The sequence below is a fragment of the Allobaculum stercoricanis DSM 13633 genome (genome assembly GCF_000384195.1).
Classification (GTDB): Bacteria; Bacillota_I; Bacilli_A; order Erysipelotrichales; family Erysipelotrichaceae; genus Allobaculum; species Allobaculum stercoricanis.
Genome location: NZ_KB913034.1, coordinates 1 through 16,094, shown reverse-complemented (window position 1 = coordinate 16,094; position 16,094 = coordinate 1). Strand labels below are relative to the sequence as shown.

General features: G+C 40.4%; 12 protein-coding genes. 5 read left to right on the top strand and 7 right to left on the bottom strand.

What is annotated here, in order from left to right; all coding sequences use genetic code 11:
• Window positions 1–307: 307 nt before the first annotated feature.
• The 7 genes from ALLST_RS11500 to ALLST_RS0100030 all read right to left on the bottom strand — a co-directional run bounded on the left by ALLST_RS11500 (window position 308) and on the right by ALLST_RS0100030 (window position 9,307).
• Window positions 308–907: a DUF454 family protein gene (locus tag ALLST_RS11500; protein ID WP_019891915.1), complete on the bottom strand. Its 600-nt coding sequence runs from the start codon at window positions 905–907 to the stop codon at window positions 308–310.
• The gene (locus tag ALLST_RS0100060; protein ID WP_019891913.1) at window positions 904–1,245 is read right to left on the bottom strand and encodes a nitrous oxide-stimulated promoter family protein; all 342 of its coding nucleotides are present in this window, start codon (window positions 1,243–1,245) and stop codon (window positions 904–906) included. Before ALLST_RS0100060 ends, ALLST_RS11500 begins: the two co-directional genes overlap by 4 nt.
• Window positions 1,245–2,927, bottom strand: a complete 1,683-nt coding sequence (gene cydC / locus ALLST_RS0100055; RefSeq protein ID WP_019891912.1) for a thiol reductant ABC exporter subunit CydC — start codon at window positions 2,925–2,927, stop codon at window positions 1,245–1,247. The genes ALLST_RS0100060 and cydC overlap by 1 nt, the downstream gene beginning before the upstream one ends.
• Window positions 2,924–4,663, bottom strand: coding sequence for an ATP-binding cassette domain-containing protein (locus tag ALLST_RS0100050; RefSeq protein WP_019891911.1), 1,740 nt, complete (start codon window positions 4,661–4,663; stop codon window positions 2,924–2,926). Before ALLST_RS0100050 ends, cydC begins: the two co-directional genes overlap by 4 nt.
• A gap of 377 nt (window positions 4,664–5,040) precedes the next feature.
• Window positions 5,041–6,573 (bottom strand): 4-alpha-glucanotransferase, encoded by a 1,533-nt coding sequence (gene malQ / locus ALLST_RS0100045; RefSeq protein ID WP_019891910.1) that lies wholly within the window; start codon window positions 6,571–6,573, stop codon window positions 5,041–5,043.
• Window positions 6,574–6,986: 413 nt separating this feature from the next.
• A complete protein-coding gene (locus ALLST_RS0100035) occupies window positions 6,987–8,219 on the bottom strand; it encodes a pyridoxal phosphate-dependent aminotransferase (protein ID WP_019891909.1) in 1,233 nt (410 codons plus the stop codon).
• Between the two features lie 2 nt (window positions 8,220–8,221).
• Entirely contained in the window at window positions 8,222–9,307 is a 1,086-nt protein-coding gene (locus ALLST_RS0100030) for a chorismate mutase (protein WP_019891908.1), read from the bottom strand.
• Window positions 9,308–9,615: 308 nt separating this feature from the next.
• Here ALLST_RS0100030 and ALLST_RS0100025 point away from each other — a divergent pair, with 308 nt between their 5' ends.
• The 5 genes from ALLST_RS0100025 (at window position 9,616) to ftsH (ending at window position 15,941) form a co-directional block, all read left to right on the top strand.
• Entirely contained in the window at window positions 9,616–10,638 is a 1,023-nt protein-coding gene (locus ALLST_RS0100025) for a 3-dehydroquinate synthase (RefSeq protein ID WP_019891907.1), read from the top strand.
• On the top strand, window positions 10,619–11,722 hold the full coding sequence (gene aroC, locus ALLST_RS0100020; RefSeq protein ID WP_019891906.1) for a chorismate synthase: 1,104 nt from the start codon (window positions 10,619–10,621) through the stop codon (window positions 11,720–11,722). Before ALLST_RS0100025 ends, aroC begins: the two co-directional genes overlap by 20 nt.
• Window positions 11,723–11,770: 48 nt before the next feature.
• Entirely contained in the window at window positions 11,771–13,045 is a 1,275-nt protein-coding gene (gene aroA, locus ALLST_RS0100015; RefSeq protein WP_019891905.1) for a 3-phosphoshikimate 1-carboxyvinyltransferase, read from the top strand.
• A gap of 2 nt (window positions 13,046–13,047) precedes the next feature.
• Window positions 13,048–13,881: a prephenate dehydrogenase gene (locus ALLST_RS0100010; protein WP_019891904.1), complete on the top strand. Its 834-nt coding sequence runs from the start codon at window positions 13,048–13,050 to the stop codon at window positions 13,879–13,881.
• A 146-nt stretch (window positions 13,882–14,027) separates the two neighbouring features.
• Complete coding sequence (gene ftsH / locus ALLST_RS0100005; RefSeq protein ID WP_019891903.1) at window positions 14,028–15,941, top strand: ATP-dependent zinc metalloprotease FtsH; 1,914 nt, start codon at window positions 14,028–14,030, stop codon at window positions 15,939–15,941.
• Window positions 15,942–16,094: the final 153 nt, after the last annotated feature.

The window sequence follows — 16,094 nt, the reverse complement described above, 5'->3', positions numbered from 1 at the left end:
ATCGCTCTGAAGTCAATTTCTTCAGAGCTTTTTTGCATTTAAACCTTCATCTTTTCGAACATTTCAAAAGGTAATCTTTAAGAGATTAGAAAAAATCCACAAAGTGACGTATACCCCGTTTTCGTTGTAAAAAGTGTGCTCAACACACAAATATTCGTTGTAATTTTTGTGATGATTTATAGATACACAACGAATCCGGTCCTACTTTAATGATCCCTTATATTAAAAGTCCCTTGATGCAAACACTCGTTGATTGACTTTCGAGTGTCTTCAAAAAGGGACCATTTTGATCTAGTTTTAATTTGAGTTATGACATTTGGCCAACAAAACCAGCTTGTTGCACGATTTGCAGGATCACTTCATCTTTGATCCTGTCTTGGGCATAGATGGTTGCCATTTTATTTTTGAAATTCACTTCGGCTTTGATCTGACCATTTTGATGGAATGCTGTTTCCAAACGCTTAGCACAATGTTCACACTGCATACCTTCAATTACTAGTTTTCTACTCCATGCATAAAGTGGTTCTTGAGTCCCCTCTTTAAGCGTTTTGATTCCGAAAACAAAGTAGATCATATGGAATAGCCAGACTCCTGCTAAAACGATTCGGCCAATTGGAACACGGCTCATCATCACAAAACCAACCGCCATCAATAACGTAACGATCACCATCACGCGAATTTTAGTTTTCCAGCTCATGCCTTTTCCTTGGACATAGCTTTCTAAATTATTTTGATACAGCTTTGTTTGAGTAAACCACTGATGGAGTCGATCTGAACTTTTCGCAAAGCAACACGTTGCCAAAAGTAAAAATGGAAAAGCCGGAAGCAAGGGCATGATGGCACCCAGTGCGCCAAGCGCTAAGCTGATGCAGCCGACAATTAAATAGATCATTTTTCGAATGTTCATGTTTTTTCTCCCATTTTTCTTTTTTCACGTCTGCTTTCGATCACATGGCGAATCGCCATAAGAGGATGATAGAAGATCATCCCCGGTCCTGAAAAACGCATCACCTCTTTGATTTTTTCTCTCATTTCTGGTTTATAACAATGCACTTTACAATTGGAACAAAACGTTTTGGATTCCATAAATGGACAACGCTCGCTGCGCATTTTGGCATATGTATCTAACGCCTGGCATTCTGGACACAAACCATCTCGATGATGATGTTTTCTTTTGCAGTACAAGGCGATCATTTGCGAAACGATCACTTGTTCTCTTTGTCTTTTTTGTTCGATTGTTGGCATTAGCTCATTCTTCCATGTTCTACTGAATAGACTTTATCGGCAATTCGCATTGTAGATTGGCGATGGGAAACAAGAATCACAGTTTTTCCATCTCGCTCTTCTTGTAACGATTTCAAAATCACCGCTTCATTTAAGCTATCTAAATTACTTGTCGGTTCATCTAATAACATCAATGGAGCATCATGCAAAAATGCCCTGGCTAAGCCTAATCTTTGTTGTTCGCCACCAGAAAGCGTATCGCCCAGTTCTCCAACTTGGGTGTCATAACCGTTTGGCAAACTCATAATGAAATCATGAACGGAGGCTTTTTGACAAGCTGCTTCGATTTCTTCTTGGGTTGCATCCAATTTGGCGATTCGTAAATTATTCGCAATCGTGTCATGAAACAGGTGCGTTTCTTGTGTGACAAAACTTTCCATGTTTCGTAAATTTTCGGTATTGATCGCATCAATATCCGTATTCGAAATTTGAATTTGACCTTGTTGAGCCGACCAAAAGCGCATCAACAGTTTTAATAGTGTTGATTTACCACTACCACTTCTGCCCGATATACCAATCACAGAATGCTTTGGCACATCAATCGAAATATCAGAAAGAATCGTTTCTTGACCATAAGAGAATGTCACATGATCCACTTTGGCATTTTCAAATGTAATTTCTGGTTGGCCACTAATTTCAAAAACGACTGGTGTTTCATCCAAAATATCGAGTACTCGATTTCCGGCCGCAAACGTATTTTGTAAAGTGCTTCCCAAATTAGCTAAAGCAACAACAGGACCGAATGAGCTCATCAAGGCGATCACAGAAATCAAAACGCCATCAAAACCAATGACACCGTTCATAGAAAGTAAAGTCGATGCCCATAACATCACCAAATCAAACGCTAAAATAACAGTATTGGTCATAGCTGTATTGCGTCCGGTCAGTCGTTTCATCTTTTCTTCTTGGACCAAAAGCTGATCGGTTTTCGCATTCATTTCTTCTAGTCTTGCTTGGCCTGTTCCATACTGGATCGTTTCTAAAAGACCACGCAAACTATCTAAAACAAAACTGCTCAGTTCTCCCGACTGTTGACGGAATCGTGTTCCTAAATCGCCATTCATTTTAGAAATGATCACCGGAATCACAACGCCCACTGTGCAATAAGCAGCCAATGCGATCAGCCCTAAACTCCAATGGAATGAGCCAATAAACACGCTCATGATCGCACTAAATAATAAGGCGATTGCGGCTGGCGAAATGGTATGGGCATAAAACACTTCTAATAATTCAATATCGGAAGTAATCACTGAAATCAGATTCCCTTTATCTTTTCCATCCAGTTTTGCGGGACATAATTTACGTAAGGCCACAAATACGTGGTGACGAATCAGGGCCAACAATTTAAAGGCGATGAAATGGTTACAAGCTTGTTCGCCATAACGAAGAAAGCCACGCAGTATCGCAATCACAACAATGACAATGAAAGTCGTCTGCAAGCTCATCCAAACCGAATGACCGAGCACATTCAAAGCAGCATAACCCCACACATTCATAACGGCATAGCCACCTAAAACAGTAATGAAGGTCGCACATAAATGACCCAATAAGCCAAGCGTGATGGCCAGGATCATATAGCCCGTCAACGGTTTAACTAACCCAATCAGACGGACCATCATTTGAATATTGCTTCTCTTTTTCATTGATCTTGGTCATCCTTTCCAAATTGTTCTAGACTTTGTTGCGCATCCCACAATTTCTTGTAGTGGCCTTGCGTTTCTAATAATTTTTGATGTGTTCCTTGTTCGACAATATCGCCCTGGTCAATGACATAGATGTTGTCGGCTTGAACGACATTGACAAGGCGATGGGAGATCAAAATGACCGTTTTCGTTTTCGCGATCGCATGAATTTGCGCCATAATTTCATCTTCACTTTCCACATCAATGTTGGACGTTGCTTCATCAAAAATGTAAATTGGACTGTCATGCAACAAGGCTCGCGCAAGCGCTAAACGCTGACATTGACCACCTGAAAGGTTTGATGCTTTTTCGAATAAAGGCGTATCTAAGCCTTGTTCACTTTTCAAAAATTGTTCGATATTGACTTGTTTAAGCACACCCCATAACTCATCCTCTGTTGCTTGAGGGTTGGCCATCAATAAGTTGTCGCGCACTGTTCCTTTGAATAAGTAACTATTGCGCCCAATATAAGTCACATTGCGCATCAAGCTTTCTTCTTGAATTTTCGCGAGTTCTAGTCCACCGATTGTGACAGAACCGCTATAGTTTCGATTTTGACCCGTTAAAATCCCAGCAATAGTCGATTTTCCACATCCACTTTCCCCAACGATCGCCGTAAAACTACCTTGCGTAAAAGATAGATCGATACCATGGAGAATTTCACGATCTGGCGTATAGGAAAAATGTAAATTGGAGCACTGGATTGAACAATCTTGAGGAACTTGTGCTTCTTGAGTTGGATTTTCTGGCAAATCTAACAAGCGGAAAATTTTATCGCTTGCTGCCATACCATTCATCGCAATATGGAAGAAAGACCCCAATAAACGCATCGGCAAAAAGAAATCCGCCGATAACAAGATAATCAACAAGCAGCCAAACAAAGACACATGTCCACCTGCATATTGAGTGATCGCCAAAATAATGCCTAACGCGGCACCGCCATATGCCACCAAGTCCATAATCGTGATGGAGTTCAGTTGCATCGTCAGCACTTTCATTGTGATCTTGCGGAATTCTTCAGCTTCTTGATTCATCTTTTCATTTTGATATCCATCTGCTTGATAAATTTTTAATGTCGTCAATCCTTGCAGATTTTCCAAAAACGTATCCCCTAAAGCGACATACTGTCCCCAATATTTGGCTAATAGCTTTTTTGCAAACGTTTGGACCCCAGCAATCGCAATCGGAATTAAAGGAACACAAATAAATAGCGCAAATGCAGAAACAAAGTTGATGAAGCTCAAGACAATAAACAATGTCAATGGGGCAAGCATCGCATAGAAAAATTGCGGTAAATAAGAGCCGAAGTATGTTTCTAACTGTTCAACCCCTTCAACTGCCACTTGCACAACTTCACTCGTTTGAACTTGTTCTGAATATGAAGCCCCCAGTTTTAACAGTTTTTGATAAATGCGTTCTCGCAATGTCTTTTTCACTGTTTTTGAAGAGAGATAGGCCATTCGACTAGCGAACGTTGCACAAATATAGCGAACCAACAATGCGACAATCATCACCAATCCTGTTTGCCAAAGCATTGTTGAATCTACTGTGTTCAAATAGACACTTGCTAATAAGCGGCTAATGCTCATCATCATCGCGATATTGGCCAACAATGAGCACCACTGTAAAATGACATTGGCCGCTATATATTTCTTGCTTTCACAAACCGTGCCAATCAGTCGTTTATTCATCATCATATTTGTTTCTGTCCTTTCCTTTTTTTATTGATGTAGTTAGCAAACACTAATTCGATGTTCAAAAAAAATAAGATAGAATTTTCTCGAATTCATTTCTTGACTTTGGAGTTAGTCTAAGCTAATCTTTTGTTAGTATAGTCTAACTGCAATAAATGTCAAGTTTTCTCCTTACTCCATCTACCATGTTGAGGTCAAGATTTTGACTTGCCAGCCAGATTGTAATGAATGAAGAAATCCATGAACATCCGTAATTCTCAATCAATTCTTAAGTGACACTACCTTCTCGATCTATATTGTTTCCCCTTATTTTTCATGGATATCTTAAAAAAAAGGAGATCCGCTTTGGATCTCCTTTTGCTTAGTTTTAATCTAAATGTTTATTCTTCATCGTCACTGTCGTTATCTTCGACTTCAGCGACTTGTTTTCTTGGTCCACCATCGCCTAGACGACCGGCATCTTTGAGCCATTCATGGATTTTATCGAGTTCTGCCGGGAACACTTTAAAGTCTTTCAGCTTCCAAGTCCAGTTATCCCCATGTGGATTTTCTGGATCATTGATGCGTCCGAAATCTTTTAATCCGATCACATCTTGCATTGGCAACATCGCGATTACCGCATCGGAATCGATCGCATAATGACAAACTAAATCGTGGAATGGACGGTGTAAGTAGCCTCTTTTCTTAAAGAAGCGACGTAATGCGATTTTACGGTTATTCGTAAAGTTGGCATAGTCTTGCTCTAATGTTGGCGTGTCATAGAACGAAGTATAGACTACGGAATTTTCTGTACATTTATGTTTCAACAGTTTTGTTTCCATACGGTACTGTAAAACATCCATCACTGGAATACCGTATTCGTCTTCGATTGCTCTAAGCGTTGGACGAAGTTCTCCTTGATCTTCCGCTGTTAACATCGTATTGGGAATATCGGCTACGATTTTTTCTAATAAATCACGGCCTGGTCCTGATGCCCATTGTCCATATTGTGGGTTACGGTTTTCTGGAACTTTCCATACGAAGTCAAATCCTTTGAAGTGGATCACGCGAATCGCATCGAAGTTTCGTGCTGTCCATTTAAAACGAGAACGGAAAGAACGATATTCGTCATCCTTAATCACTTCAAAGTTATACATTGGTTTTTCCCAACATTGTCCTTTTTCGTGATATGGATCAGGTGGACAACCAGCAAGTTGAACGACACGTCCATCTGGCTGCACCATGTACTCACGTTTGCGACTCCATACTTCCGCATTATCTAAGCTTACGAAAAATGGCACATCTTGCATTAAGATCAAGCCTTTTTCACGCGCATAAGAGCTCACTTGGTCGAGCTGACGATAGAAAATAAATTGTAAAAACTGAATGTAGAAAATTTGTTCTACATAGTCACGAAGGTTGACCCCTTGTGCTTCTGGCCAAGTTTGGTACTCTTCTGGCCATTGTGTCCAGCCTTTGCCATCATTGAGTTGGCGGAACAATTCATAAGCGGTCCAGTTGTTGAGCCACCATGCTTCACGTTTGAATTGTTCAAACTCTGGTTTCCATCGTTTATAGTTTTTACGGAATGCTTTAAACGCTCTTTGGAAATAAGGTTCTTTGAATTTACGAACCGTTTCATAGTCCACAACATTTTTAAACTTGTTGCAGTTGATGACACTACTTTGCGTCAACAAATCCATTTCCGCTAAACGGTCAATATTAATATAAATTGGATCACCCGCAAAAGAAGAAGCCATACTATAGGGGGAGTTGTCTTCTTGTACTGCTGTAATCGGAAGCATTGACCAGATTTTAATTCCGGCACGCGTCAATTCATCGATCATCATCAACGTTTTCTGTCCTAAATCACCGATCCCTTGGTTTCCAGGGACAGAAAACAGAGGTAATAAAATTCCTGCTTGTCTTTCCATAATTCTTTAGCCACCTGTATATATTGAACTTAAATAGATTCTCTATTTCGCCTTGTTTTTTTGCACACTTTTTAACATATACTATGTTCCGTGTCATTTTAGCATGAAATCCATACATTTCCAATATTAATTCACACATTTAAAAGTGTTTAATTTGACAAGGAAATCAAAAAAAGTTATAAGGGAGTCCCGTACTTGACAATTGATCCCGACCAATCGGTCGGGATTTTTTTATTCACGCTCTTTTTCTTCAAAGTCATCAACGCAAATTCATCTCTTTATGCTTTTCATATTTCTTTTCACAAATTTCCTAAATCCCATTCAAATCTTGTGATCCCTTCTTCCTTAACATAAAAAAAGTCTTCATCGCTAGTGCTACCTAACAAGATGAAGACGGATTGGATCATAATTTTTTAAGCTTGTACTTGATCAAGAATTTCTTTCATACGAGAAGCCAATCCTTTTACTTTACGAATTGGCATCGAACAAATCGCAACACGAATTCCTTTATTGACTTTTACAGTAAAGATTTTGTTGTCCATCAAAGCTGCATGATATGCATCACGAAGTTGATTATCCATCGGTAAAGTCACGAAGAAGCCTTCGCGATATGGATAGTAAGGTAATCCCACTTCATCTGCTTCTTGAATGAAAAGAGAAGAACGTTCTTTTAATAATTGAACATATTGTTCTTTTTCATCGAGATATTCTTGGCGTTTCTCTTTCATGATCACCGAGAATGTTTCCATTGCTCCATTGTTGATATTTGACCATGTTGCGCGTGCTGATTTTTCAAACACGATTTTCAATTCATTCACGACAGCTTCTGTTTTTCCTAAAAGAATGGCCGCTCCACAACGTAAACCATAAGCCGTCATCGATTTAGAAATGGAGAACGCAACGACAATTGCGACATTTTCGCTAATTTCATCAAAGTTTTTGAAGTATTTTTTGGCTTCAAAGCCACGATAGGAGTAGTCGATGTAGGCAATATCGTTAATCAAAACAACAGAATGCGTTTTGGAGCATTCGTTTAAAAATGCGATTACTTCTTTCCACTCTTCATCAGTCATGGAATAACCTGTTGGGTTATGGCAAGGGTCATTGATAATCAAAACAAGACGATCTTGTTTCGCCATCACTTCTTTACAAGTTGCTTTTAAATCTTCAACGTTGAAATGATCGCCTTCAAATAAAGAATAAGTCGCCACATTTAAGTTGTTCATTTGCGCCATTAAAGCATAAGAGCCCCAGGCAATTTCGGGAATAATGAGCGTTTGTCCTGCTTCTAAGCAGTTTTCAATCGTCATGCCGACAGCTCCTGTTCCCCCTGGTGTCGCAATCACTTCTTTATATAGATTCGAATTGCCATCTAATACCCAATCGATCGCATCTTTTTGGAAGTCCGGGTTTCCCGTAAAGCTCACCGCATATTTGGCCAAGTGACGGTTATCGAGAGATTTTAGGGTATCGTAAACCGTATTTAAAGCGGTGAGTTTTCCTTCTTCTGAATATAAAGAACCAATGACACCATCAATGACGGCATCGTCACCATATTTTGCTTTTGCTTCGTTGGCTTTTTCGACGATCGTAAATACTGTATCGACGATTGGCGTGCGATTTACACTATCTTTAACAAAACTCATATTCAATCTTCCTTTCTTTGAATGGCATAGCTGCCCAACCATTTATTGATTAAACAAACTGGGCGCAACGCTTGTAAACAAGCCTCTAAATTTTCCCGATTTGTTTTTCCATCGGCTTGGATATAGAAAAAATATTCAAATGGATGGCCTTTACGAGGACGCGATTGTAAGCAATCCATATCTAGACCAAAAGCGGAAATGACATTAATCGCTTTGGCAAGAGACCCGACGGTATTATTCACACTAATTAATAAGGAACAATAATCCCCGAGTTGTTCATTTTCTTTTGTCGAAATGACTAAGAAACGGGTTGTATTGGAAGAATCTAGTTCGATATTTTCCGCTAATATATTGAGACCATATAATGAAGCATTTTCTTTCGATCCAATTGCTGCTTTCGTTTTATCGTTTTGTTGCGCAACATATTGCGCTGCTAAAGCGGTATTAGGATAAGCGATTGTTTCAACATGCAAACGATCTAAAAAATCTTTGGATTGCCATAACGCTTGGTCTTTGGAATAGACCCATTTGATATCACTCAGGGTTGCCTCTTTTGTGCCTAATAAACACTGTTCAATACGTTCATCTACGACTTGGTGAATATAGATCGGATAGTTCAACAAGCCATCCATGACTTCTCCCACCAATCCGGAATTCGAATTTTCTAAAGGCAAAACGCCATATGCTGCCTCATTGGCACAAACCGCTTCAAAGACTTCATCAAAACTTTTACAAGCTTTTTGATCGGCATCAGGAAAGAGTCGTTTTGTCACTGAATGGGCAAACGCTCCTTCAATGCCACAATACGCAACCGTATTGGCACTCATCATTTGGCGTTGGCGCTTTTTGGAGATATCCATTAACTTTTGAATCCATGCGCCATAATCTTCTTTGAGTGATTCATCATGAATTTGCTCTTTGCTTTTTTGAATGACGACTTTTTCACGAACGGGATCAAAAACGGGCATGTCATTTTCCATTTTATATTGGGCAACTTCATTGGCCGCTTGCATCCGTTTTTCAAACAACTTTGCTAATTGGGCATCGATTTCATCAATTTCTTGTCTTACTTCTTCCAATTGTTTCACATTATCACCTTTCGATATCTTACCATCGCATAAAGAGTCGCTAAAGATATACAGTCTGACTCTTGTAAGATTTGACTTATTCTTCTCAATTTTTGACTTATTTTCAAACATTTTCTGAAAATTATATTCATTCAGAAGATAAATCGACGGGAAAAGAGGATCTTTTACATATCCCTGGCCATAATTCGTTAAAATAAATAAATCTTTGGCAGTTTAAGAAAAGCCGAGTTCTATTCTGATTTTGATTAGGGAGAATAGAAAGATAAGAGAGGAGCAACTGCCTAACCATTGGCTTTTTTGAATTCAATATGAAACTCACTGTCTCTTTACCTGGATCATCTTATCCAGTTTGGATTGAAAAAGATTGTCTGAGTCATTTAGCAGACAAACTCGATACACAAAAGAAAACGATTCTCGTCTATGATTCGGGAATCCCACAAAAATGGGTGGATCTCGTTTTACAACAATTCGCCAATGCTTCTTGTTTTTGTTTTGAACAAGGCGAAGGATCGAAAAATATCACCACTTATCAACAACTTTTAATGGCGATGAGCCAAGCCGAATTAAATCGCAAAAGCCAAGTCATTGCCCTGGGTGGTGGTGTCACAGGGGATATGGCCGGTTTTGCGGCCGCAACGTATATGCGCGGAATCGATTTTATCAACCTGCCGACCACTGTCCTAGCCCAAGTTGATTCTTCCGTTGGCGGAAAAACGGCGATCGATTTAGGCCCGATCAAAAATATCGTTGGCGCTTTTTGGCAACCCAAAACCGTCTTGATCGACCCGAATGTTTTAGAAACACTCGATCCTCGCCAAATTCATGCCGGTTTAGTCGAAGCGTTAAAGATGGGGCTTTTGTTTGATGAAAATTTAGTAGCTGATTTCGAACAAGAACAGCTCGATTTTGTGAAAATCATCGCTCGTTCCATCGATTTAAAACGCATCGTCGTTGAACAAGATGAAAAAGAATCGAATTTAAGAAAATCTTTAAACTTCGGTCATACCATTGGCCACGGCATTGAAGGAAGCTTTGAAAATCATGATTATTTGCATGGCGAATGCGTTGCCATCGGCATGTTATATTTTTTAACCGATCCAAGTTTGCGTCATCGCGTTTTAGCGATATTGGATCGCTTAGAAGTCCCACAAATCGATCACTTTGACATTGCCAAAGCGAGTGCGCTCATTCGCAATGATAAAAAAGGCAATGAAACGGGAATTGATTGTGTCTTTGTCGACAAACCTGGACACTTCTATTTCCAAACGCTAAGCCCTGAACAAATCGATACATTATTAAAGGAAAATGTTTATGAAAAACACATTCGGTAACCATATCTCCATTACTCTTTTTGGAGAAAGCCATGGCGAAGCCATCGGAGCCGTGCTCGATGGCCTGCCTGCTGGCTTTGAAATTGATTTAGACAAACTCAATTGGGAAATGGAAAAACGTAAGGCAAAAGGCAAACTTTCGACAAGACGACAAGAAGCCGATCAAGTCCAATTTGTCTCTGGCTTTTTTGAAGGTAAAACGACGGGAACGCCTTTAACCATTCTCATTGCCAATACCAATACGCGTTCGCAAGACTATGCCCAATTAAAATATCGTTTACGTCCTGGGCATGCTGATCTTGCCGCATTTGAAAAATATAGTGGCTATCAAGACTATCGTGGTGGCGGTCACTTTTCCGGCCGTTTAACCGCGCCTATCGTGGCTGCCGGCGCCATTTGTCGCCAAATCTTAGAAGCAAAAGGCGTTCGCCTTGCAACCCATATTCAATCTTTACATGGCATTGTCGATGATGATTTTGATTTCGATTCTGCTTGTTTAACTCAACAAATGGATATCTTAAACCAAAAAGAATTCCCTGTTCTCAATGAGCAAGCCGAAGAAAAAATGAAAGAAGAAATCCAACAAGCGAGTGCTAATCTCGATAGCGTTGGCGGTATTTTACAAACCGTCATTACTGGCTTTCCGGCGGGAATTGGTGAACCGTTTTTCGATTCGATCGAAAGTACATTAAGCCATCTCATGTTTTCTATTCCCGCTGTTAAAGGGATTAGTTTTGGTGAAGGCTTTGGCTTTGCCCATCTTTATGGCTCCCAAGCCAACGATCCAATCATCATCCAAGATGGAGTCATTCAAACTCAAACCAATCGTAATGGCGGGATTAATGGGGGCATCAGCAATGGTATGCCGATTGTTTTCCAAACGTGTATCAAACCAACGCCATCGATTTATCAACCACAACATAGCGTCAACTATCAAACCAAAGAAGATGTCATTTTAGAAATTAAAGGCCGTCATGATCCGGCCATTATCCACCGAGCTCGAGCTGTTGTCGATGCTTTGAGCGCTTTTGGCTTATTGGATTTATGGATGAGTCATCAAGCGACGACTTCTTTTGAAGCATAATTCATGTTTTACGTTCTTTCATTGAAACTAGAAAGGAAGGATTTATTGATGAACGTTTTATTACAACCTTCCCCGATTGCGGGAACACTTCACATTCCTGCCTCTAAATCGTTAAGCCACCGGGCCTTAATCTGCTCCGGACTCGCCCAAGGCAATTCGACCATTGAACATTTAGGAAATTCCAAAGATATTCAAGCGACCATTTCTTGTTTAGAAAATCTTGGCGCAAAAATAAATATTGACCCAAAGACTTCCCTTGTTTCTGTACAAGGATGCAAGCCGCAAACTTTAACTGCTCCCGTCACTTTAGATGCCTATGAATCCGGATCGACATTGCGCTTTTTTATCCCCATTGCCGCAAGCGGCCAAGAACGAGTTACCTTCAAAGGCCAAGAAAGTCTTTTAGCTAGACCATTAGGGGTGTATGAAAAATTATTCCATGATCAAGGATTACGCTTTGAACAAAATCAACAACAGTTGACTTTCCAAGGTCCTTTAACAAGTGGCGCTTACGCTTTAGAAGGTCATATTTCAAGCCAATTCATTTCCGGCATGTTATTGATGGCCCCTTTAGTCAATGGCATTGATTTAGATGTTGTTGGGGATTATCAATCGCGCTCTTATGTCGGATTAACGGTAGATATGATGCGCCAATTTGGCATTACCGTTGAAGAAACCAACGATCATCATTACCACATTGCCCCTAATCAGGAATATCAAAGTCGCTACGTTCAAGTCGAATCCGATTGGTCACAAGCCGCCTTCTTTTTAGTGCTAGGGATGTTGAAACAAGAGCTCACTTTAACGGGGCTGAAACAAGATTCTTTACAAGGCGATCGCGTAATTTGTGATTTTGTCCAACAAGCTGGCGGTTTATTGAACTGGCAAGAAGACAAACTCGTCGTAAGCCCTGATCAAAAAATCAACTTTACGTTTGATTTAGCCGATTGCCCTGATTTAGGCCCTATTCTTTGTACACTTGCCGCATTTATTCCAGGTAAAAACCGTTTGATCCATACCGCAAGACTGCGTTATAAAGAAAGTGATCGCGTCAAAGCGATGGAAGACGAATTGCGCAAGTGGGGTGTTGAGATCACAAGTGATGAAGATTCGATCACCATCATTGGAAAAGACACTTATTCTTCTGATCATGTCGTCACGATCGATAGTCATAACGATCATCGCATTGTTATGGCGATGGCTGTCTTTGCGCTTTGTGCCCATCAGCCTTGTCTCATTCAAAATGCGCAAGCGGTCAATAAAAGCTATCCAACGTTCTTTGCAGATCTAAAATCTCTAGGTGTTGAACTCAAGGAGGTATAAACATGAAAACTGTTGGAATTATCGGCATGGGCGTCATGGGCGGTTCTTTTGCTGGGCGCTTAAAACAACTCGGTTATCGTGTTTATGGATTTGATTTAAATGGCCATTCTTTAAAACGAGCCAAAGAAAAAGAGTGGATCGATGAAGGATTTGCGGATTTTTCCCACGGCTTAGCTGATTGCGAACTGCTTATTTTCTGTATTTATCCTACGTTATTAAAAGAATGGATTGAAAAGAACCAAAACCACTTTGCACCACACACCTTGATTTTAGAAATCTCTGGGGTAAAACGTGCGGTGATGGAACCTGTCCAAAACATCTTGCGTAAAGATTGTGAACTCATGTCCATTCACCCCATGTGTGGTCGTGAATCCAAAGGAATCGAATATGCAAACCCGGCTATTTTTGATCAAGCAAACTTCATTTTGATTCCTGATGATCGCAATTCTGCCTCTACCATTGTTAAAGTCAGTTCTTTAGCTAAAGATTTAGGATGCAAAAACATTTCCGTTTTAACTCCCGAAGAACACGATAAAATGATCGGCTTTTTATCCCAGTTAACTCACGTCATCGCCGTCACTTTGATGGACACGCATGAAAATGAACACCTAGTGGAATATACCGGGGACTCTTTTAGAGATTTAACCCGCATTGCCTCCATCAACGAAGACATGTGGTGCGAATTGTTTTTATTAAACAAAGATATTTTATTGGATGAGATTCGCCAATTTCGAGATACGCTAGATGAGTTCACGCAAGCGCTCGAACAATCCGACGAACAGAAAATGAAGGATATGATGGTTCTGTCCACAAAACGACGCCATAAATTCGACTAGTTTGTTCTTTGTCTAACGAGTGTGCGCAAATTAACAATTTTAACCCTAATTGTCTTTGCTTCGTGTGAAATCGAGGTAAATTAGCACATCGTTTGCTTGAGTGCTAAAATTCGATATAATTGACTCATTCACATAAGAGGTACAACATGAATCAAAAACCGAAAAACAAAAATCTCAAATACCTCATCTTAACGTTTGGAATCATCATCCTGTTTGCCTTGATGTTTATTCCATCCATGATGAACAACTCTAGAAATTCATCGACTTCTTATTCCGACTTTTTACAACAAGTTGAACAACATGAAGTCGAAAAAGTAACAATTGAAGGCGATACAATCTCCTTTACAACCGATGCAGATGATCACAAAGTCTATGTCACGCAACGCGTTGAAGATCCTAACTTAGTCGATCGTTTAATTGCCGGTGGCGTAGAATTCACTGAAGTTCCTGTTCGTCAAAACAGTTTCTTGACTTCCTTTTTAATCACCTTTGCGCCTTATCTCTTACTTTGGTTTGGCTTATGGTGGATGTTTAGAAATTTCCGTAAAAAAATGAACAACTCCATGGGTGGTGGGGGATTTACCTTTACCAATCCGAATAGCGACGACAATGGAGATGATGACGAAGATGGAAATAGCGGTGGCGGTTTCCCATTTGGTGGCTTTGGTGGTTTCGGTCAAAACGAAAAAACAAATGCCAAAGTGTATAAAGGGGAAATGACCCACACCACATTTAAAGATGTTGCCGGTCAAGATGAAGCAAAACAAAACCTCAAAGAAATCGTGAGCTTCTTAAACAACCCTGGTCGCTATAACGAAATCGGAGCCAAAATGCCAAAAGGGGCTCTGTTAGTCGGTCCTCCAGGTACCGGGAAAACTTTATTAGCCCGTGCCGTTGCGGGAGAAGCCGGTGTACCTTTCTACTTTATTGCCGGTTCTGAATTCGTTGAAATGTTCGTTGGCCGTGGTGCTAAACGGGTGCGTGACTTATTTAAAGAAGCGCGTAAACATGCGCCATGTATCGTCTTTATCGATGAAATTGATACAATCGGTAAAAAACGTGACGGTTCTGGATTCAATGGCAACGATGAACGTGAACAAACACTCAACCAATTACTTGCGGAAATGGATGGATTTGATGGCTCCAAAGGAATTGTTCTTTTAGCTGCAACCAACCGTCCAGATTCCCTAGACCCTGCCTTAACTCGTCCAGGTCGTTTTGACCGTCGTATTCCGGTTGAACTCCCTGATCTTGAAGGTCGTGAAGCCATTCTTCAACTTCATGCAAAAAACGTGAAAATGACGCCAAATATCGACTTTAATATGATCGCTCGTGCTTCTGCTGGTACTTCTGGGGCTGACCTGGCCAATATCATCAACGAAGGTGCCCTACTTGCAGTTCGTGATGGTCGAAAACAAGTGGCACAACGCGATTTAGAAGAAGCAATTGAAATCGTCATTGCCGGGGAACAAAAGAAAAACAAAGTCATTTCGCCAAAAGAGCGCATGATTGTCTCTTATCACGAAATCGGCCATGCGCTTGTTTCCGCAAAAAGTTCTCATGCTGCACCAGTTCATAAAATTACGATTATCCCGCGTACAAAAGGTGCTTTGGGTTATACGATGCAAGTGGATGAACAAGAAAACAACTTATTGAGCAAAGAAGAGTTGTATACAAGAATTGTGACTTATTGCGGTGGTCGTGCTGCCGAAGATCTCGTCTTCCATTCGATTACATCCGGTGCAAGTAACGACATCGAAATGGCAACCAAAACAGCGCGTATGATGATCGCTCGTTTAGGGATGTCTGATCACTTTGGTATGACTGCTTTAGAAACAGTCAATAACCAATACTTAGGAGGCGACACTTCTCTTGCTTGCTCACCAGAAACATCAGCGCAAATTGACCAAGAAGTCATTGCCTTAATCGACAAAGCGTATAAAGAAGCTTGCCAAATTTTATCGGATAACATGATGAAATTACACGAGCTGGCGAAATACCTTTACGAAAAAGAAACGATTACTGGTGAAGAATTCCTCGAAATTCTCAATCGTGAATAAAAACAAAGATCCAAGATTCTCATCAAACGAATCTTGGATCTTTTCTTTATGTGTGTCGGGCATGGCGCACATCTTGTCGGTGAAAGTCCGACCACGGGTATTTGTCGCCAAGTGTAGCAAACCGCAAGCCGAAGGCCGTGAGGCCGGGGTGAA